The sequence below is a fragment of the Maritimibacter sp. UBA3975 genome (assembly GCF_002384975.1).
In the GTDB taxonomy this organism is placed as follows: Bacteria; Pseudomonadota; Alphaproteobacteria; order Rhodobacterales; family Rhodobacteraceae; genus Maritimibacter.
Window position 1 is genome coordinate 940,549 of the sequence record NZ_DGCP01000009.1, and the last position, 19,036, is coordinate 959,584.

Sequence of the window (19,036 nt, forward strand, 5' to 3'; positions counted from 1 at the left end):
GCGCCCAGCGTCAAGGGTTCGACATGCGGGGACCGCGGGGGCGATCCCACAGCGACGCGGGCGGCCGTGCAGCAATGATGCCACTGCTTGAGGCTTGATTGCCCCGCCGGGTGACCGCATTGTGCGGCCATGACACCAGCCGACGCAGAAAAAATCCTCGCCGACATGTTCGCCCCCTGGGTCCGTGCGCTCGACATGCGCGTGGACGAGATCGGGGAGACTGGCGCCGTGCTGTCCATCCCGATCACGGATGAGATCGCGCGGGTGGGCGGCATCGTTTCGGGTCAGGCCCTCGCGGCGCTGGCCGATACCGCGATGGTCTTTGCCGTCGCCGGACACTTCGATGACTTCAAGCCGGTCGCGACGACGAACCTCGACACCGTGTTCCTGCGCCCCGGCGCAGGCGAGCGCATCTCCTGCCGCGCCCGCGTGGTGCGCGCCGGGCGCGCAGTCATCTTTGCCGACGCGACCATGACGGCGCTGCCTGCGGACAAACCCGTGGCCACGGCCACCGCAACCTACATCCTGCCATGAACAGCACCCCCGCCTATGTGGCAATGATGCTCGCGGCGGGCATCGGTATCCCGATCCTCGCGGCCTTCAGCGCCTCGCTCGGCCAGCGGATCGGAAACCCCTTCGCGACCGGCGTGGTCGTCTTCGGCCTCGCCTTCGTCATCGCGGTGGTCGCAGCACTCCTGACCGGCCCCGGTGCACTCACACGGCTGGGCGAAGCGCCGCGCTACCTGCTTCTCGCAGGGTTCTTCGTGGCCTTCTACGTCCTGTCGATCACCTTCGTCGCGCCGCGCTTCGGCGTCGGTAACGCGGTGTTCTTCGTGTTGCTGGGCCAACTCATCTCGGCGGCGCTCATCGACCACTACGGCCTCTTCGGCGCCCGCGCTTCCCCCGTGAGCCTCACCCGCGCCGCAGGGATCGCGGTGATGGCGATGGGTGTCTGGCTCACGCAGAAGGCCTGATCCGGCTTCTTCGTTCCCGAAATACTTCGGAGGGGAGTCACGCCCACAGGCGTGACGGGGAGGCAGCGCCTCCCCCACCGCGACGACCCGTGCGCAGCACGGGACGGCGCAAGACCTGCGCGGGCGTCAGCCCGCACGATGTCCCGACCGCATCGTCAATCCTGAACGATGATATAGGTGTCGCTCTTCCCGGTCTCGAAGATCATCGAATAAAGAACCTCCGCATTGTCCGGGTGCAGGCGCACGCAGCCTGCGGACGCGGGCGCCCCGAGGCGGCTGATCGCGTCGGTCCCGTGGATCGCGTAGTCGCCGTCATAAAAGACCGACCAAGGCATCGGCGCGCCGCCGTATTTCGACGAGCGGTGATGCGGTGAAAAGAACTGCGGCTGGAACGTGCCGCGCGGTGTGATCTTGCCCGTGCGCGCCGTCGAGACGTCCCACTGGTAAAGCCGCTTGCCGCCCTGGATGACGGTCATCTTCTGCTCGGACACATCGACCCGCACGACGATCATCGGATTGGTGGACCGGTTGGACGTCGAGATCACCTCGTCGGCGCTGGCAGGCACCGCAATGGACATGAAAAGGGCCGCACCCGCGATGGATCCGGCAAGACGAAAGCATTTTTTCAACATTTAGTGTATCCCCCTGAACACGCCGCAATGATTGGGGGCTGTTGTCGATTCGGCAAGAGGGATGTGAGGCATCACTTGCCGAGTGTGACAACTCCGGCATCGAGCGCGACGACCCGGTCCATCCGGTTCGCCAGGGCGATGTTGTGGGTCGCGATCAGGGCCGAAAGGCCGGTGTCACGCACCAGCTCCATCAGCGCCCCGAACACACGGTCCGAGGTGTCGGGGTCGAGGTTGCCGGTCGGCTCGTCGGCCAGAAGCAGGTCCGGCGCATTGGCGAGCGCCCGGCAGAAAGCTACGCGCTGCTGCTCGCCGCCCGACAGCTCGGCCGGGCGGTGGTCGGCCCGGTGCGCCACGCCCACGCGGTCGAGCAGCATCTCCGCCCGCTCCCGCGCCTCGGTCTGGCCCGCGCCGTTGGCAAGCTGGGGCAGGATGATATTCTCGACCGCCGAGAATTCCGGCAGCAGGTGGTGGAACTGGTAGATGAAGCCGATGCGCGAGCGGCGCAGCGCCGTGCGCCGCCGGTCGCCGAGTTCGGTCACGTCCTCGCCACCGATGAACACCCGGCCCGAAGACGGCGTGTCGAGCAGCCCGGCAATGTGCAGGAGCGTCGACTTGCCCGCGCCGGAGGGCGCGACCATCGCCACCACTTCCCCCGGCTCGATTGCAATTTCCGCACCTTTCAGCACCGAAACCTCGCCCGGTTCGCCCCGGTTATAGACCTTTTCGATCTTTTCGAGTTTCAGCACCTCACTCATAACGCAACGCCTCCACCGGGTTCATCCGGGCCGCGCGCCGGGCCGGGAAGATGGTCACGATGAAGCTCAGGCCCAGCGACATGCCCACGGCAGAGAGCACGTCGCCCAGTTGCAGTTCGGCGGGCAGCGCGTAGATGCCCCGGATCGACGGGTCCCAGACGCCCCCGCCGGAGAGGTAGTTCACGAGCCCGAAGATCGGGTCGATGTAGATCGCGAACAGGCACCCGAGGATGACGCCCAGCGCCGTGCCCACCAGCCCGGTCATGGAACCACAAAGGAAGAACACCCGCAGAACCGACCCTTCGGTCAGCCCCATCGTACGCAGGATGCCGATGTCGCGGCCCTTGTTCTTGACCAGCATGATGAGGCCCGAGACGATGTTCATCGACGCGATGAGGACGAGCACGGAGAGGATGATGAACATCACGTTGTCCTCGATTTCGAGCGCACGCAGGAACGACCCCGCGCTGTCCTCCCACGTCCAGGCGAGTGCGCCCTCCCCCGCGGCGACAAGCGCGGGCCCGACGTAAGCGTTGATCTTCTCCGGGTCCTCGACCATCACCTCGATCTCGTCCGCAGAACCCTCCTTGTTGAAAAAGCTCTGGGCCTCGGCAAAAGGCAGGTAGACGCGGGTCGCGTCGATGTCGTAACGCCCGACCGAGAAGATGTAGGTGACGTCATAGACGTTCACGCGCGGGCTGGTGCCGAAGGCGGTCTTGACCCCGTTGGGCGAGATCAGCTTGATCTTGTCGCCCAGTCCAAGGCCCAGCTCCCGCGCGACGCCGAGCCCGATGGCCACCCCGTCCTCGAAATCGTCGATGTCGCCCGTCGCCGTCTCGTCATTCACGATCCCGGGGATGGTGCGCAAATCCTGTGACCGGATGCCGAAGATCTGGACGCCGATGTTGCGGTCGACGTTGTTGGCCATCACCTGCCCTTTGACCAGCGGGGCCGCACGGGTGACGCCCTCGACCGCGCCGATCCGGTCGGCCCAGCCTGCGAAATCGGCGATGGTGCGGTCGATGTTGCCCTGCGCCGTGACTTCGCCCTGGCTGTAGACGGTCACATGGGCGTTGGCGCCCAGGATCGTGCCGACGAATTCCGAGCGAAAACCGGTGCGCACCGCCAGCGTGATGATGAGCGCGGCGACGGCGAGCGTGATGCCGATGAGCGAAATCCACGTCATCGTGGACACGCCCCCCTCGGCGCGCCGCGCGCGCAGGTAGCGCCAGGCGATCATCCATTCGAAACGGGCAAACGGGGGCGTGCGATTGGCCACGGGCGAACTTTCTGTGAGGGCGGCGGGCGTCGGCCCGGCTCAGGCGTCCTTGGCGTCGGTGGAGTTCGCGGGCTTCTTGGACGCGACCAGCCCAGCGCCGATGGCGGCGAGCGCGATCACCACGAAGACAGCATAAAGCGTGGGTGTCAGCTCCACCCGGTCGCCGGACATGGCGAGCAGATTGATGAACCGGCCCAGAAGGTAGAAGACGACAATCAGCACGCCCTGGGTGATCAGGATGCCGCGCATCGACATGAGCCCGCCTTCACGCCCGACCCGCGCGGCACCGATGGCCGCGTTCAGGATGAAAATCGCGTAAATCGCAAGGCACCAGAACACGCTGGCCTTCAGGATGCCCGCGAGCAGCGGCATCAGGAACAAAAGACCGGCGGAAGCGAGCGCGAAACGCATCTGGATGGGCATGGGCTTTCCTTTCAGGCGGTGCGGCGCCGGCGAAACGGCCGCAGGAGGAGCGCGAGAAGCCCCGCGATGATCGACCAGCCGGCAACGAATCCGATCCCGGCCGTCAGTGCCCCGTCGACCGTGACCGGCACGGCGGGTTGATAATGCGACCACGTCCGCTCCACAAGCTCCCGGTCACGAAAGCGCCAGAAGTTCGCGAGGCGTTTCACAGGCGTGACCGGGGCCAGCGCCTCGTAATCGGCGCTCAGGCGCTCATAGCGCCCGATGCGGTCGCCGATCCCGCTGCCCACGCTCGCGACCAGCCCGGAATTGCCCGACTGCATTTCGCGCAGCGCCTCTTCGCGGGTAAGGCCCGCCGCGCTCGCCGCCCCGTCGAAAACGACCGTGACCGCACGCAGCTCATCCACCGCGCCAGAAAGCCGCTGGACGTATTGCTGGGAAAACTCGGGAAACTGCGACAGGCTCACCGCCCCCGCCAGTCCGCCCGCCAAGGCCAGAACCCGCATCTGCTCTACTCCTTTTTTTCAGTGAGTCTGCGGGGCGCGAGGCGGGGCGTCAAGGCGCAGCGGGAGTCGCCCGCTCAGGACGCGACCCACAGCGCGGCCCATGTGAGCGGCGCGAAGGCCAGAACACCTGCACCCGCGGCCGCCAGCCGGGCCGGGTCGGCCAGCGGGAGATTGCGGTAGAGCCACAGCCCCGCCGGCAGAACTAGGGCGAGCGCCGTTGCGGTGCCCGGCACATAGCTCCATGTCGCAAGGCTCAGCGCGGTGAGCGTGACGACCCGGGCAAGAACGAAACCCGTCACGACCGCAACGGCGATCTGCACGGGGCGGTTGGTTACCGTGCGCCCGACCATGAACACGGCCATCGCGCCCAGAGCGATCCAGATGGAAGCCTGCGAAATCTGCGCTTCGGTGATTGCGACCGACGCCTGCCGCGATGCGAGCCATCCCGGCAAACCGGACATCAGTTCGACGGTGTGGGCCAGAAAGGCGAGCGCGGCGTAGGAATAGGCCCGGCAGGGGTGAAACAGCCCCTGCGGCTCGGTCACCTCGCGCCGGCGGATCACACCCCGTAGATCTCTTTGACCCGCGCGACGGCGGTGTCCGGGGCCAGTTCCTCGCTCTCACCCGTGCGGCGCGAGGTCAGTTCGACCACACCGTTTTTAAGCCCGCGCGGACCGACGGTGATCCGCCAGGGCAGACCGATCAGGTCCATCGTCGCGAATTTGCCGCCCGCCCGCTCTTCGCGGTCGTCATAGAGCGGCTCGAGCCCGGCGGCGGTGAGGGCCGCGTAAAGATCCTCGCAGGCTGCATCCGCCTCGGCGTCGCCCTGACGCAGGTTGACGATCCCGCAGTGGAACGGTGTCACGCCCTCGGGCCAGATGATGCCGTTGTCGTCGTGGTTCGCCTCGATCAGCGCACCCACCAGACGGCTCACCCCGATCCCGTGGGACCCCATGTGGACGGGCACCTTGTTGCCGTCCTTGTCCTGCACGGTCGCCCCCATCGGCTCGGAATACTTCGTGCCGAAGTAGAAGATCTGCCCAACCTCGATCCCGCGCGCCACGCGGCGACGCTCTTCGGGGATCTGGTTGAACAACGCCTCGTCATGGGTTTCGTCCGTGCGTGCATAGCGGGAGGTGAACTCCTCGAGCACGGCGCGGCACTGGTCATGGCTGTCGTAGTCGATTTCGCGGTTGCCGAATTTCAGGTCCGTGATCTCGGAATCGTAGAACACCTCGGACTCGCCGGTTTCGGCCAGAACGAGGAACTCGTGCGTGTCGTCGCCGCCGATCGGGCCCGAGTCCGCGCGCATCGGGATCGCCTGAAGCCCCATGCGTTCATAGGTGCGCAGATAGCTCACCAGATGGCGGTTGTAGGCGTGCAGCGCGTCTTCCTTCGTGAGGTCGAAGTTGTAGCCGTCCTTCATGTAGAACTCCCGGCCCCGCATCACGCCGAAGCGCGGACGGATCTCATCCCGGAACTTCCACTGGATGTGGTAGAGCGTCAGCGGGAGGTCCTTGTAGCTGCCGACGTGGGAGCGGAAGATGTCAGTCACCATCTCCTCGTTCGTCGGGCCGTAGAGCATGTCGCGCCCGTGCCGGTCCTGCATCCTGAGCATCTCGGGCCCATAGGCGTCATAGCGCCCGGATTCGCGCCAGAGGTCCGCCGACTGGAGGGTCGGCATCAGGATCGGGATATGCCCCGCGCGCTGCTGCTCCTCATGCACGATCCGCTCGATATTGCGCAGAACCTTGTATCCCAGCGGCAGCCAGGAATAGTTGCCGGCGGAGGCCTGCTTGATCATCCCGGCGCGCAGCATGAGCCGGTGGCTCACGATCTGCGCCTCGGACGGCGTCTCTTTCAGAACGGGCAGGAAATAGCGGGACAGGCGCATGGAACCCTCTTGGTCAGTGGTCGTGCATCCCTAGCGCGGCCCCTGCGGCGCGACAAGTGCGCGGCTGTTCGGATCGGAAATAACGCCGGAAAAGGCGCGAACCGACCGTTTGCGTGGGCGTGGCGGGACCGGTAGGGTCCGGTCGAACGTCACATGAAATCCCACGGCACCGTCGCTGCTTGCAGGGAGTGCCGCACCGAAAGGACCCCATGCCCTACCGCGTTTCCCTGATCTCCGCCGCTGCCCTCTGCGTCACCACCGTCGCGACCGCGCAGGACCTCACGCCGCTCGACGTGGGCGCCATGTCCCGGGAGGCGTTCGTCGAGCGGTATGTCACGTCCTACGAAGAGCAGCTCGACTGGACCAAGGAGGCGTTTCGCCGGGTCGATCCGGCGTTTGCCGGGAACGTGGATGCGGAGGCGCCCGTCAACGAGGCCGAGCGCGCCGTCGCCGGCTGCCTTTACGACGCCGCCGACAGCGATGCGAAAAAGGAGCAGCTTGGCCTGCAACTGGCGATGGTCGCGCGGCTGGACGAGATGATCGAGGCGGACCCTGCGCTCGACTATGTCGACGTGGTGTTCGGCGGCGTCATGGAGGAAATCGAGGGCTTCCAGCCGTCGCAGGACCTTGCATCCATGATGCAGGCCTGCAACGCGACGGACGCGGCGATGCAACGTATGACCCTGTCACCCGAGGTTTTCGCGGCCTTGCAGGAGGAGGCGGTTTCGCGCGGTTACCTCGAACAGTAACGGGTGCGGGAGGGCGCGGCCCTCCCACGTTGACGGCGACGCGGAAATGGCCGCCCTGGCGGCCTATCTAGAAGACGCTTAGGGCCAGATCAGCCGCATTTCGAGTGGCCGCAGGAGGCGCATGTCATGCAGCCTTCGATCATCTGAAGCGTGTATTGCCCGCAGGACGGACAGGCCGGGCCGGGGCGGGTGCCGAGGTTCACGACATCCGCCGTCGGGTCGGACTTCAACCCCATGCCTTCACCGGCGAGGAAGCCTGTGGCGATCATGTGCTTTTCGATGGTGCCGCCGATGGCCGCGAGGATCGAGGGGATGTATTTGCCCTGCATCCACGCGCCGCCGCGCGGGTCGAACACGGCCTTGAGTTCTTCGACCACGAAGGTCACGTCGCCCCCGCGCCGGAACACCGCCGAGATCATGCGGGTGAGCGCCACGGTCCAGGCGAAATGCTCCATGTTCTTGGAGTTGATGAACACCTCGAAGGGCCGACGATGGCCGCCGACCACGAGGTCGTTGATCGTGATGTAGATCGCGTGTTCGCTGTCGGGCCACTTGAGCTTGTAGGTCGAACCGTCCAGCTCCTGCGGCCGGTCGAGCGGCTCGGTGATGTAGACAACGTCGCCGTGGGGCTGACGCGGTTCGTCGTCGTTGGTGGCGATGACTTCGGGGGCGGGTTCGCTCCCCGCGAATTGTTCTAACGTTTTTCCAAAAGCGGCAGCGATCTTGAGCGCGTTTTCGGCACTTGTTGAAGCGCCATCTCGAGCAAGAAGCTTGTTAATGACGTCTCGAGAAACGCTTGATTTCTTGGCGAGTGCAGCAACCGACATGCCGGTCGAAGCCATCTCCTGCTTCAATGCATCTCCAAACGGCCGAGAGACCACGTCCGGTGTGGTCACACTCAAAACCGACCCGGTAACATCGTTCGGGCGGTAGGTGGTGCAGCCTTTGCAGCCCGTCTCCCAGGCCTGCATGTAGACGTCCTTGAACCCCTCGAACGAGATGTCCTCAGGGCAGTTGATCGTCTTGGAAATCGAGCTGTCGACCCACTTCTGTGCCGCCGCCTGCATCTTGACGTGATCGAGAGGGGCGAGCGTCTGGGCGTTCACGAAATACTCCGGCAGGTCCGCATCCCCGAACTTCTCGCGCCACATCTGCACGGCGTAATCGACCACCTCTTCCTCGGTGCGCGTGCCGTCCTTTTGCAGCACCTTGCGGGTGTAGGCATAAGCAAAGACCGGCTCGATCCCTGACGACACGTTGCCCGCGTAAAGGCTGATCGTCCCGGTGGGCGCGATGGACGTCAGGAGCGCGTTGCGGATGCCGTGTTCGCGGATGGCCGCGCGCACGTCGTCGTCCATGTGCTGAAGCGATCCAGAGGCGAGGAAGGCCTCGGCATCGAACAGCGGGAATGGCCCCTTTTCCTTCGCGAGGTCCACGGAGGCGAGGTAGGCGGCCCGCGCGATGGCCTTCATCCAGCGTTCGGTCTGTTCGGCGGCCTCGTCCGATCCGTAGCGCAGCCCGAGCATGAGGAGCGCGTCGGCAAGGCCCGTGACCCCCAGCCCGATCCGGCGCTTGGCCCGCGCCTCGGCGGCCTGTTGCTCCAGCGGAAAGCGGGATTCGTCGACCACGTTGTCCATCATGCGCACGGCGGTCGCCACGAGATCGTCGAGCGCGGCGTAGTCGAGCGAAGCCCCATCCTCGAACGGCTGATCGACGAGGCGGGCGAGGTTGACCGACCCCAGCAGACAGGCACCATAGGGCGGCAGCGGCTGCTCGCCACAGGGGTTGGTGGCCGCGATCGTCTCGCAATACGCAAGGTTGTTCATCTGGTTGATGCGGTCGATGAAGATCACGCCCGGCTCGGCGTAATCGTATGTCGCCTGCATGATCTTGTTCCACAGCTCGCGGGCATCGACCGTGCGATACGTGGTGCCGTCGAACACGAGGTCCCACGGCGTGCCGTCCTTGACCGCCTGCATGAACGGGTCGGTCACCAGCACGGACATGTTGAACATGCGCAGGCGGGCGGCGTCGGATTTGGCGGTGATGAAATCCTCGATATCCGGGTGATCGCAGCGCATGGTGGCCATCATCGCGCCGCGACGGCTGCCCGCCGACATGATCGTGCGGCACATCGCGTCCCACACATCCATGAAGCTCAGTGGGCCGGAGGCATCGGCGGCCACGCCTTTGACCCCTGCCCCCTTGGGCCGGATCGTCGAGAAATCATAGCCGATCCCGCCGCCCTGCTGCATGGTCAGCGCGGCCTCCTTCAGCATGTCGAAGATGCCCGCCATGCTGTCGGGGATCGTGCCCATGACGAAGCAGTTGAACAACGTCACGTTGCGCGCCGTGCCCGCGCCCGCCGTGATCCGGCCTGCGGGCAGGAATTTGAAGTCCTCAAGTGCCGCGTAGAATTCGCCCTGCCGGTCCGGTTCGCTTTCGGACAGGGCCGTTGCGATCCGCGTCCAGGTATCCTCGATGGTCTTGTCGAGTGCTGTGCCGTCGGCCTCTTTCAGCCGGTATTTCATATCCCAGATCTGTTCGGCAATCGGGGCGGCAAAACGGGTCATGGCACGTCCTTGAAACATCGAGGTAGCTGGTTTTGGGGACGCGGACCGGACTTGAACCGGCAACCATCGGGGCATACTCTGGAGTCGTGACACACCATGAAGTTCGAATCCCCGGGCTCTTCCGTTTGAGCTACCGCGCCAAACCCCGGTTGAATCGGCTTGCCGGGGAGGCCTAACATAACCCGAACATCTAGATGAGTCACGCAGGGGAACCCAAAGATATGGGGCGGTGACATATTTGATTTGGGGGTGGCCCGTTGAGCCATGTGAATCTCGTGAAACTCTGCGTGGGCGCGGAAGGGGTCGAAGACCTCACCGCGTGGCAGAAGATGCGCGCGGGCGGCGACCCGGATTACGAGCCGCGCCATGTCACCCGCATGTGGCCCAAGCGTGAGGACGAGTTACTGAACGGCGGGTCGCTCTACTGGGTGTTCAAGGGCGTCATCCTCGCCCGCCAGCGTGTCATGCGGCTGGACGAGGTGATCCGGGAGGACGGCATCCGCCGCTGCGGCCTCGTGCTCGACAGGGAGGTGGTCCGCACCAACCCGGCCCCGCGCCGCCCGTTCCAGGGCTGGCGCTACCTCGCCCCCGAGGACGCGCCGCGCGATCTGTCCAAAGGTCGGGAAGGTGACAGCGATCTGCCGCGAGAACTGGAAAACGCCCTCGCGGAGATCGGAATCCTGTAAGTGGGGTCGGGCGCCCGGCGCGCTTAGACGCCGGTGCCGATGGGACAGCTCACGCCCGTCCCGCCCAGCCCGCAGTAGCCGTTCGGGTGCTTGTGCAGGTATTGCTGGTGATAATCCTCGGCCCAGTAGAACGGCCCGGCCATCTCGATCTCGGTCGTGATCTTGCCATAGCCCGCCTTGGCAAGCTTTGGCTGGAACGCCTCGCGCGCCGCCTTGGCGGCTTCGAGCTGTTCCGGCGTGGTCGCGTAGATCGCTGAGCGATACTGCGTCCCCCGGTCGTTGCCCTGGCGCATCCCCTGGGTCGGGTCGTGACCTTCCCAGAACACCCGAAGTAGATCCTCGTAGCTGACCTGCTTGGGGTCATAGGCCACGCGCACCGCTTCGGCATGGCCGGTGCGGCCGGTGCAGACTTCCTCATACGTCGGGTTCGGCGTGTGGCCGCCCGCGTTGCCGACCATCGTCATCCAGACGCCCGGCACCTGCCAGAAAATTCGCTCGACGCCCCAGTAGCAGCCCATCGCGAAGATCGCGACCTCCATGCCCTCGGGCACGTCCATCGTCAGCGGGCGCTGGAACACGGCGTGTTCGTCGGCGGTCGGGATCGTCGTCTCACGGCCCGGAAGCGCGTCCTTGGCCGTGACCGTTTCGGGGTCTTTGAAGAATGAAAACATGCGGTCCTCCTTTGCACCCGATATAGGTGCGGATCATTCGGCGGGCGAGACGGCGGTGCCGGACAACACGGTCTCGTGACCCTTTTCCGGGTGGCGCGGGATCAGCATGGCGAGCATGAGCGACGCCGCCGCCATGCCTGCCGCCAGTCCGAAGACCGCCCCCGGCGACTGCACCCAGAGATAGCCCAGAAGCGCCGGGAGGAACACCGCCGCGATGTGGTTGATCGTGAAGGCGACAGCAGCCGTGGGCGCGATGTCAGGCACATCGGCGATCTTCTGGAAATAGGTCTTCATCGCGAAGGCCAATGAGAAGAACAGGTGGTCGATGACATAGAGCGCACCGGCCAGCACCACGCCCCAGCCGAAATAATAGATCCCGCCATAGGCGAGGAACACGATGATCAGCCCGCCGTATTCGAAGATGAGCGCCCGCCTCTCGCCCCAGCGCATGACCGCCTTCCCCATCAGTGGGGCGAAGAGCATGTTGGCCACGAAGTTGATGATGAAGAGCGCAGTGACTTCGTGGACCTCGAAGCCGAAGCGCTCGACCATCATGAAGGCCGCGAAGACGACGAAGATCTGGCGCCGCGCGCCCGACATGGCTTGCAGCGCGTAGTACAGCCAGTAGCGGCGGCGCAGCACGAAGGTCTTGAGCTGCGGCTCGGGGCTTTCGAACTGCGGATACAGCAGGAAGGCCGCGAGGGTGAGCGCCGTGGCCACGCCGCCGGCGGCCATGTAAACGAAGTTGTAGCTCAGGTCGAAGGCCTTCCACGTCACCACGAGCAGCCCGTAGGACGTGAGAGACGCCGCCGACCCGATGGCGATCAGCCAGCCCAGCACCTGCGGCGCACGCGCCCTGTCGATCCACTGGAGCTGGAGCGACTGGTTCACCGTCTCGTAGTAGTGAAAGCCGATGGACGAGAGCATCGTGATCGTGAGGATGCCTCCCAGCGACGGAAACCACCCGGTCAGCGCGGTCGCCACACCCAGCATCACCAGCGCCACCAGGGCCAGCACCTGCTCGCGGATGAACATGATGAGCACGATCACCCCGATGGCGAGGAACCCCGGCACTTCGCGCACGGAATGGAGCCAGCCGATCTCGACCCCCGTAAAGCCCGCAGCCTCGATGACGAAATTGTTGAGCAGCGCGTTCCAGGTCGCGAAAGCGATGGGCATTGCCGCCGCCATCAGCGCGAGCAGTGCAACCGGCTGACGCCAGAGCGGGAGGCGGCGCGCCTCATCGAGAGTGAGCTTGCGGAGCGGCATCCCCTCCCATACGCCGCCAAATTCGCCAAGGCGAGAGGCCTGAAGTGTTCACGGGCGCACAATAGCGCATCCGCACGCGTGGGGGCGCACAGTCACACATATTCAGGAAATTAAATGCCTCTGATCCATGTCAAGGCGCGTCAGCTATTCGGCCCTTAGCAGGCAGGGAACGGAGGACGCGTCATGGATATCGTACCGCTGCTGGACTGGATCGGGGAGGCCCGCGTGGGGGCCCTGTTCGGGCTTCTGACCGGGATCGTTTTCGGCGTGGCCGCCCAGCGTTCGCGCTTCTGCCTGCGGGCGGCGACGGTCGAGTTCGCACGTCGGCGCATGGGGGCTTCCGTCGCGGTCTGGCTCCTCACCTTTTCGACCGCGATGGCCTGGGTGCAGGCCGCATCCCTTTCGGGCCTGATGCGGCCCGAGGACGCGCGGATGATGGCGGTGACCGGGACGTGGTCGGGCGCGATCATCGGCGGGCTGATGTTCGGTGTGGGCATGGTTCTCGCGCGTGGCTGCTCGGGCCGCCTGCTCGTGCTGGCGGCTACGGGAAACCTGCGCTCGGTGGTCTCCGGCCTGATCTTTGCCGTGGTCGCGCAGATGTCGCTGCATGGCTGGCTCGCGCCGCTGCGTGACCGGCTGGCCCGGCTCTGGACCACGGAAGGCGGGTCGAACGTGAACCTGCTGCACGCGCTGCACCTGCCCGACTGGTTCGGCCTCGCGCTCGGCCTTGCGCTCGCGGTGCTCGCGCTGGTCGTGGCCCGGCGCAACCGGATCGGCGGCGCGCGGCTGGTCTTCGCCTCCGGCGTCGGCTTCGCGGTCGCGCTCGGCTGGGTGCTGACCGCGACGTTGAGCCAGGTCGCGTTCGACCCGGTCACGGTCACCTCGGCGACCTTCACCGGCCCCTCGGCCAACACGCTGATGTTCTTTCTCGAACCCAACCCCGTGCTCGAGTTCGACATCGGCCTCGTCCCCGGGGTCGTGATCGGGGCCTTCCTTGCAAGCTGGATCAAGGGGGAGTTCCGGTTCCAGGGTTTCGAGGACGAGCAGAACATGCGCCGGTCCTTCACGGGCGCCGCCCTCATGGGCTTCGGCGGGATGCTAGCGGGCGGCTGCGCGATCGGCGCAGGCGTGTCCGGCGGGTCGATCTTCGTGGCCACCGCATGGCTCGCCCTGTTTTCCATGTGGATCGGGGCGATGGCCACGGACCTGCTCGTCGATCAGCGTGGGCCGATGGCGCAGCCCGCCTGAGGCGTTTCGACTTGCGCAGGGCGCAAGCCGACCAGGGCGGGGGCGCTGCCCCCGCACCCCCGAGGTATTTTGGACCGAAGAAGTGGGTTGGGTTCGGTCGAGACCGAGGGGCCCGCGCCCGCCGCGCGTGCCTGCCTCAGGCAGGGACGTGCAAGACCTGTGCGGGCGTCAGCCCGCTCCGTCTGGAAGCGTGGGGTCAGTAGAAGCTCTGGGGGTCGATATCGACGGAGAGGCGGATGTCGCCCTTGAGATCGAACGGGGCGAGCCAAGCGCGCAGGGCGCTTTGCAGGGGCGCTGACTTGGGGGCTTTGACGAGCAGGCGCACGCGGTGGCGGCCGCGGATGCGGGCGATGGGTGCGGGGGCGGGGCCGAAGACCTGGCCGCCGATCTTGCGGATCGGGGCGTCGGCGCGGGCGAGCGCGGTGCCCAGGGACATCGCCGGGTCGATCTCGGGCGACGAGATCACGACGCCGGCAAGGCGACCATAGGGCGGCACGCCGGCCGCCTGCCGCTCGGACGCTTCCGATCTCCAGAACGACTCCTCGTCGCCCGACAGGATAGCACGGATGACCGGGTGTTCAGGCTGAAACGTCTGGAGAAGGGCGAGCCCCGCTACGTCGCCGCGCCCCGCCCGGCCGGCCACCTGCCGGATGAGCTGGAACGTGCGTTCGGCCGCGCGCAGGTCCGAGCCTTGCAGGCCGAGATCCGCGTCGATTACGCCCACCAGCGTCAGTTTCGGGAAGTTGTGACCCTTGGCCACGATCTGCGTGCCGATGATGATGTCGGCCCCGCCCGCCGCGATCAGTTCGATCTGCGCCTTGAGCGCGCGGGCCGAGGCGAAGAGATCGGACGACAGGACCGCCACGCGGGCGTCGGGGAAGACTTCCGCCACCTCTTCGGCCATGCGCTCCACCCCCGGCCCGACGGGCGCGAGCTTGTCGACCGCCTCACAGGTCGGGCAGGCCTCCGGCATCGGTTTGGACTCACCGCATTGGTGGCAGACGAGCCGTTTGAGGAAGCGGTGCTCGACCATCCGCGCGTCGCAGTGGTCGCAGCCGATCTGGTGACCGCAGGCGCGGCAGACCGTGACCGGGGCATAACCGCGCCGGTTGAGGAAGATGAGCGCCTGCTCCCCTTCCTCGATCCGGCCCCGGACCGCCGTGGCCAGCGTGGGTGAGATCCAGCGGTTGCCGGGCAGGCTCTCGTTCCGCATGTCGATGGCCCGCATTTCGGGCAGGACCGCCTCGCCGAACCGGCTGGTCAGGTCGAGGCGCTTGTATTTCCCGGCTTCGGCGTTGGCCCATGTTTCGAGCGACGGTGTGGCCGAGGCGAGCACCACCTGCGCGCCGTTGATCGAACCGCGCAGCACCGCCATGTCGCGGGCGGAGTAGAGCACCCCGTCCTCCTGCTTGTAGGAACTGTCGTGTTCCTCGTCGACGACGATGAGGCCGATGTCACGGAACGGCAGATACAGCGCCGAGCGCGCGCCGATCACCATCTGCGCCCCGCCCTCGGCCACCATGCGCCAGACGCGTCGCCGTTCGGTCATGGTGACGCCCGAGTGCCATTCGGCGGGCTTTGCGCCGAAGCGCTCCTCGACCCGTTTCAGAAACTCCGAGGTCAGCGCGATTTCGGGCAGGAGGACGAGCGCCTGCCGCCCCTGCGACAGGCATTCCGCCACCGCCTCGAGATAAACCTCGGTCTTCCCCGACCCGGTGACGCCGCGCAGGAGCGTCGCGCCGAAGTCGCCGGAGCGCACGCCCGCCCGCAGCGCCTCGGATGCCGTTGCCTGATCGCCGGTAAGGTCCTTGCCTTTCGCCGTGTAATCGAGATGCGCGAACGGGAGGTCGCGGGGGCTTTCCTCCTCCTCCACCGCGCCTTGTTTCACGAGACCCTTCACCACAGACGAGGTGACGCCCGCCTCCTCCGCCAGTTCCTTGAGCGTGAAGGCGGATTGGGCCTGCGATTCCAGCACCTCAAGCACCCGTTCGCGCGCCTCGGTCATCCGGTCCGGTTCGCGGTGGCCCAGACGGTAGATCTTCCGCATCGAGGGCGGGTTGGTCAGCCCCGGCGCGCGGGTGGCGAGGCGCAGCATGAAGCTCATCGGTGTAAGCGTGTAATCCCCGACGCGGGTGAGGAACTCGGCCATTTCGGCGCGCATCGGCGGCACGTCGAGCACGCGGACAAGGGCGCGCAGCTTGGAGGCGTCGAACCCCTGCTCGCCCGGACCCCAGACCACGCCCATCACGCGACGCGGGCCCAGCGGCGCCTCGACGAAAGCGCCTTCCCAGCAGCCGCCCTCGGGCGCGCGGTAGGTCAGGAGCCGGTCGAGCGGCTGGGTCGTGAGAACCGCGACCCGCGCCCCTTCGTCAAAGAATTCAGCCATGCGCCACCTGCCCGGCATCCATGCGCGGGGGGAAAATCGGGGGCTTTCTGCGACGGGTGACCTCCTGTATGACACCGCTAACACTTCCGACCATCCGAGCCAGGGACGCTGCCATGAAATTCTTTGCCGATACCGCCGACGTCGATGCCATCCGGGACCTCAACGACCTGGGGCTTCTCGACGGGGTGACGACCAATCCGTCTCTCATCAAGAAATCGGGGCGCAACATCCTCGAGGTGACCAAGGAGATCTGCGAGATCGTCGATGGTCCCGTCTCTGCCGAAGTCACCGCCATCGAGGCCGACCAGATGATCGCGGAAGGCCGCAAGCTTGCCGAGATCGCCGGCAACATCGCCGTCAAGGTGCCGCTGACACTGGACGGCCTCAAGGCCTGCAAGGTTCTGTCGGGCGAGGGCAACATGGTGAACGTGACGCTGTGCTTTTCCGCCAACCAGGCGCTTCTCGCCGCCAAGGCGGGCGCGACCTTCATCTCGCCCTTCATCGGGCGACTGGACGACATCAACATGGACGGCATGGAACTGATCTCCGAGATCCGCACGATCTATGACAACTACGGCTACGAGACGCAAATCCTCGCCGCCTCGATCCGGACCGTCAACCACATCAAGGACGCCGCGTTGATCGGTGCCGACGTGATTACCGCGCCGCCCGCCGTGATCAAGGCGATGGCCAACCATCCGCTGACCGACAAGGGGCTCGACGCGTTCCTCGCCGACATCAAATCCGGCGGCATCTCGATCCTCTGAGACCGCCACTTCCGGGTCCGGATATGACTTTTGCGCCATACCGGACCCGGAATACCCCGATTTTTCGCAAAAAAGTTGCAGAAATCCGATTCGCGACCTGCTAGACTCGCTGTCAAGAACACGAACAAGTGGCAGTAGGACAGGCGAATGACGAGCAACGCTCCGATCAGCGACGATGTGCGCGAAGAACTCCTCACCAAGCCCGAGGCGATCCTGGAAGATCAGGACATGATGCGGGCGCTCATTGCGGCGAACGAACGCGCGATGGGGGCCAATATCGTGGACCTGCGCGGGATCGCGATGGAACGGCTCGAGGCCCGGCTGGACCGGCTCGAAGACACCCACCGCTCGGTCATCGCGGCGGCCTACGAGAACCTCGCGGGCATGAACCTCATCCACCGCGCGACGCTGCGCATCCTTGAACAGGAAGATTTCGAGGCGTTCCTGCGCGAACTCGGCACCGACATCGCAGACATCCTGCGGGTCGATTGCCTCCGGCTCGTGCTGGAAACGGTGCAGGAGGAAGAGAACGAGGCGATCCGGAAGATGGGCGATGTGCTCGTCACCGCGCCGGTCGGGTTCTCGGATACCTACGTCGGTCGCCCCCGTGATGTCGGCGGCCCGGCCGTGGTGCTCCGGCAGGTGCAGGAGCAGGACAAGCGGCTGTTCGGCGACTCGGGCTACTGGATCCGGTCCGAAGCGATCATCCGGCTCGACCTCGGCGAGGGACGGCTGCCTGCGATGCTCGTCATGGGCGCCGAAGATCCGCACCAGTTCAAGCCGGGGCAAGGCACGGACCTGCTGTCCTACTTCGGTGGCGTGTTCGAGCGCACCATGCGCCGCTGGCTCGGGTGATCCGGGCCACGCGAAACACCCACGCCTGACCCGATGAGCGACGGCATCACCATTTCCGAAGGTGCGCGCGACGCGCTGTCCGGCTGGCTCGACCACCTGCGGGCGCTGGATGGCGCATCGCACAACACGCTCGAGGCATATCGCAAGGATGTCGTCGGGTTCCTCGCCTTCCTGTCAGCACATCACGGCACGTCGCATGGCCGCCGTGCGCTCGCCACTGTGACGCTGTCGGACATGCGGGCGTGGATGGCCAGCGAACGGGCCGGCGGGTTGTCGGCGCGGTCCCTCGCCCGGGCCCTGTCCGCCGTCAAATCCTTCTACCGCTGGCTGTCGGACCACGACGATTTCGACGCGAGTACGGTTCTCTCTGTCCGCGCGCCCAAGTTCACCGCGAAGTTGCCGCGCCCGGTGTCGGCAGACGCCGCGCAGGACGTGATCTCGACCGCCGCCACGCAGGCGCGCGATGGCTGGATCGGGGCGCGCGACGCCGCCGTGGTGACGTTGCTGTACGGATGCGGATTGCGGATTTCCGAGGCTTTGGGCCTTACGGGCGCAGCCCACCCCCTGCCCGAGGTGCTTCGCATCATCGGCAAGGGCGGGAAGGAGCGGGTGGTGCCGGTGCTCCCCGCCGCGCGGGACGCCGTGGAAAGCTATGTGCGCCTCTGCCCCTATCCGATCACGGCGGAGACACCGCTGTTTTATGGCGCACGCGGCAAGGCCCTGGGCCCGCGCGTGGTGCAGAAGGCGATGGAAAGCGCGCGGTTGCAACTGGGCTTGCCCGCGACGGCCACGCCACATGCGATGCGCCACAGCTTCGCGACCCATCTGCTCAATGCCGGTGGCGACCTGCGCGCGATACAGGAATTGCTGGGCCACGCCTCGCTCTCGACGACGCAGGCCTATACTGCCGTGGACACCCAGCGGCTGATGGAAGTCTACGACCGCGCCCATCCCCGCGCCCGTTAGGCGAATCTTCAGGGCTTCATGCCAATCTGGCGGGCGATACCGCTTGTCCAGAAAGGAAAAGCCATGTTTCCAGCCGCATTGGGCGCCGTCGCGCCCCTCGCCCTCGCCGGCAAGGCGATCTCGACGGTCGCGACCCTCGCCGCCGAAGGGAAAGCAAGGGATTTTCAGAACACGGTCGAGAAGCTGAGCGCACAGCTTGACGAGATCGGCGTGACCGGCGACGGGCCGCCGGGAACCGGCGCCTCACGCCGAGGGGTGGTGCCGGTCGACTCGCAGGCTTCGGCGCCCCTGCCCCCGCCGCCAGCGGTCAGCCAGACGCCGATCCCGCCGACCGTCGAGGGCATCCACGACCTCTACGCCACGTTGCGCGCGATGCGATGATCCCGGGGGGCTTGTGATAGCC

Annotated in this window: 20 protein-coding genes and 1 tRNA gene; 9 read left to right on the plus strand and 12 right to left on the minus strand. The window is 66.1% G+C overall.

The annotated features are described in order from the left end of the window. Window positions 1–129: 129 nt before the first annotated feature. Together B2585_RS09760 and B2585_RS09765 are read left to right on the plus strand one after the other, a co-directional pair. Window positions 130–534, plus strand: coding sequence for a PaaI family thioesterase (locus tag B2585_RS09760; RefSeq protein WP_292022458.1), 405 nt, complete (start codon window positions 130–132; stop codon window positions 532–534). Further along, complete coding sequence (locus B2585_RS09765) at window positions 531–974, plus strand: DMT family transporter (protein ID WP_292022460.1); 444 nt, start codon at window positions 531–533, stop codon at window positions 972–974. The genes B2585_RS09760 and B2585_RS09765 overlap by 4 nt, the downstream gene beginning before the upstream one ends. Window positions 975–1,129: 155 nt before the next feature. Here the strand turns inward: B2585_RS09765 and B2585_RS09770 are convergent, their stop codons facing one another. The 7 genes from B2585_RS09770 to proS form a co-directional block, all read right to left on the minus strand. Continuing rightward, window positions 1,130–1,606: a L,D-transpeptidase gene (locus tag B2585_RS09770; RefSeq protein WP_292022462.1), complete on the minus strand. Its 477-nt coding sequence runs from the start codon at window positions 1,604–1,606 to the stop codon at window positions 1,130–1,132. A gap of 71 nt (window positions 1,607–1,677) precedes the next feature. Further along, window positions 1,678–2,361: an ABC transporter ATP-binding protein gene (locus tag B2585_RS09775; protein WP_292022465.1), complete on the minus strand. Its 684-nt coding sequence runs from the start codon at window positions 2,359–2,361 to the stop codon at window positions 1,678–1,680. Continuing rightward, on the minus strand, window positions 2,354–3,601 hold the full coding sequence (locus B2585_RS09780; RefSeq protein WP_292022468.1) for a lipoprotein-releasing ABC transporter permease subunit: 1,248 nt from the start codon (window positions 3,599–3,601) through the stop codon (window positions 2,354–2,356). The genes B2585_RS09775 and B2585_RS09780 overlap by 8 nt, the downstream gene beginning before the upstream one ends. Before the next feature lie 78 nt (window positions 3,602–3,679). After that, window positions 3,680–4,063: a hypothetical protein gene (locus tag B2585_RS09785; RefSeq protein ID WP_292022470.1), complete on the minus strand. Its 384-nt coding sequence runs from the start codon at window positions 4,061–4,063 to the stop codon at window positions 3,680–3,682. A gap of 11 nt (window positions 4,064–4,074) precedes the next feature. Continuing rightward, entirely contained in the window at window positions 4,075–4,569 is a 495-nt protein-coding gene (locus B2585_RS09790; protein ID WP_292022472.1) for a DUF2937 family protein, read from the minus strand. A gap of 74 nt (window positions 4,570–4,643) precedes the next feature. After that, window positions 4,644–5,132, minus strand: a complete 489-nt coding sequence (locus B2585_RS09795; protein ID WP_292022473.1) for an HXXEE domain-containing protein — start codon at window positions 5,130–5,132, stop codon at window positions 4,644–4,646. Further along, on the minus strand, window positions 5,129–6,463 hold the full coding sequence (gene proS, locus B2585_RS09800; protein ID WP_292022475.1) for a proline--tRNA ligase: 1,335 nt from the start codon (window positions 6,461–6,463) through the stop codon (window positions 5,129–5,131). Before proS ends, B2585_RS09795 begins: the two co-directional genes overlap by 4 nt. Before the next feature lie 209 nt (window positions 6,464–6,672). On the opposite strand from proS, the gene B2585_RS09805 reads away from it, so the two are divergent. Further along, window positions 6,673–7,212 carry a hypothetical protein gene (locus B2585_RS09805; protein ID WP_292022478.1) on the plus strand — a complete coding sequence of 180 codons (540 nt, stop codon included), beginning with the start codon at window positions 6,673–6,675 and terminating at the stop codon, window positions 7,210–7,212. Between the two features lie 89 nt (window positions 7,213–7,301). Here B2585_RS09805 and B2585_RS09810 read toward each other — a convergent pair whose 3' ends face one another. Continuing rightward, the gene (locus B2585_RS09810; RefSeq protein ID WP_292022480.1) at window positions 7,302–9,785 is read right to left on the minus strand and encodes an adenosylcobalamin-dependent ribonucleoside-diphosphate reductase; all 2,484 of its coding nucleotides are present in this window, start codon (window positions 9,783–9,785) and stop codon (window positions 7,302–7,304) included. A 33-nt stretch (window positions 9,786–9,818) separates the two neighbouring features. After that, a tRNA-Arg gene (locus tag B2585_RS09815) sits at window positions 9,819–9,925 on the minus strand. 117 nt (window positions 9,926–10,042) lie between these two features. On the opposite strand from B2585_RS09815, the gene B2585_RS09820 reads away from it, so the two are divergent. Then, entirely contained in the window at window positions 10,043–10,471 is a 429-nt protein-coding gene (locus B2585_RS09820; RefSeq protein WP_292022482.1) for a DUF1489 family protein, read from the plus strand. 23 nt (window positions 10,472–10,494) lie between these two features. Here B2585_RS09820 and msrA read toward each other — a convergent pair whose 3' ends face one another. Further along, window positions 10,495–11,142: a peptide-methionine (S)-S-oxide reductase MsrA gene (msrA, locus tag B2585_RS09825; RefSeq protein WP_292022484.1), complete on the minus strand. Its 648-nt coding sequence runs from the start codon at window positions 11,140–11,142 to the stop codon at window positions 10,495–10,497. 33 nt (window positions 11,143–11,175) lie between these two features. Further along, window positions 11,176–12,411: an MFS transporter gene (locus B2585_RS09830; RefSeq protein WP_292022486.1), complete on the minus strand. Its 1,236-nt coding sequence runs from the start codon at window positions 12,409–12,411 to the stop codon at window positions 11,176–11,178. Window positions 12,412–12,594: 183 nt separating this feature from the next. Here B2585_RS09830 and B2585_RS09835 point away from each other — a divergent pair, with 183 nt between their 5' ends. After that, window positions 12,595–13,659, plus strand: coding sequence for a YeeE/YedE family protein (locus B2585_RS09835; RefSeq protein WP_292022488.1), 1,065 nt, complete (start codon window positions 12,595–12,597; stop codon window positions 13,657–13,659). Window positions 13,660–13,855: 196 nt separating this feature from the next. On the opposite strand, the gene B2585_RS09840 is transcribed toward B2585_RS09835, so the two are convergent. Beyond that, on the minus strand, window positions 13,856–16,045 hold the full coding sequence (locus B2585_RS09840; RefSeq protein WP_292022490.1) for a primosomal protein N': 2,190 nt from the start codon (window positions 16,043–16,045) through the stop codon (window positions 13,856–13,858). 113 nt (window positions 16,046–16,158) lie between these two features. Here B2585_RS09840 and fsa point away from each other — a divergent pair, with 113 nt between their 5' ends. The 4 genes from fsa to B2585_RS09860 all read left to right on the plus strand — a co-directional run bounded on the left by fsa (window position 16,159) and on the right by B2585_RS09860 (window position 19,014). Further along, window positions 16,159–16,812 (plus strand): fructose-6-phosphate aldolase, encoded by a 654-nt coding sequence (gene fsa, locus B2585_RS09845; RefSeq protein ID WP_292022492.1) that lies wholly within the window; start codon window positions 16,159–16,161, stop codon window positions 16,810–16,812. A 147-nt stretch (window positions 16,813–16,959) separates the two neighbouring features. After that, window positions 16,960–17,667, plus strand: coding sequence for a DUF484 family protein (locus B2585_RS09850; protein ID WP_292022494.1), 708 nt, complete (start codon window positions 16,960–16,962; stop codon window positions 17,665–17,667). A 33-nt stretch (window positions 17,668–17,700) separates the two neighbouring features. Further along, window positions 17,701–18,633, plus strand: a complete 933-nt coding sequence (locus tag B2585_RS09855) for a tyrosine recombinase XerC (RefSeq protein ID WP_292022497.1) — start codon at window positions 17,701–17,703, stop codon at window positions 18,631–18,633. A gap of 63 nt (window positions 18,634–18,696) precedes the next feature. Next, window positions 18,697–19,014, plus strand: coding sequence for a hypothetical protein (locus tag B2585_RS09860; RefSeq protein WP_292022498.1), 318 nt, complete (start codon window positions 18,697–18,699; stop codon window positions 19,012–19,014). Window positions 19,015–19,036 lie beyond the last annotated feature (22 nt).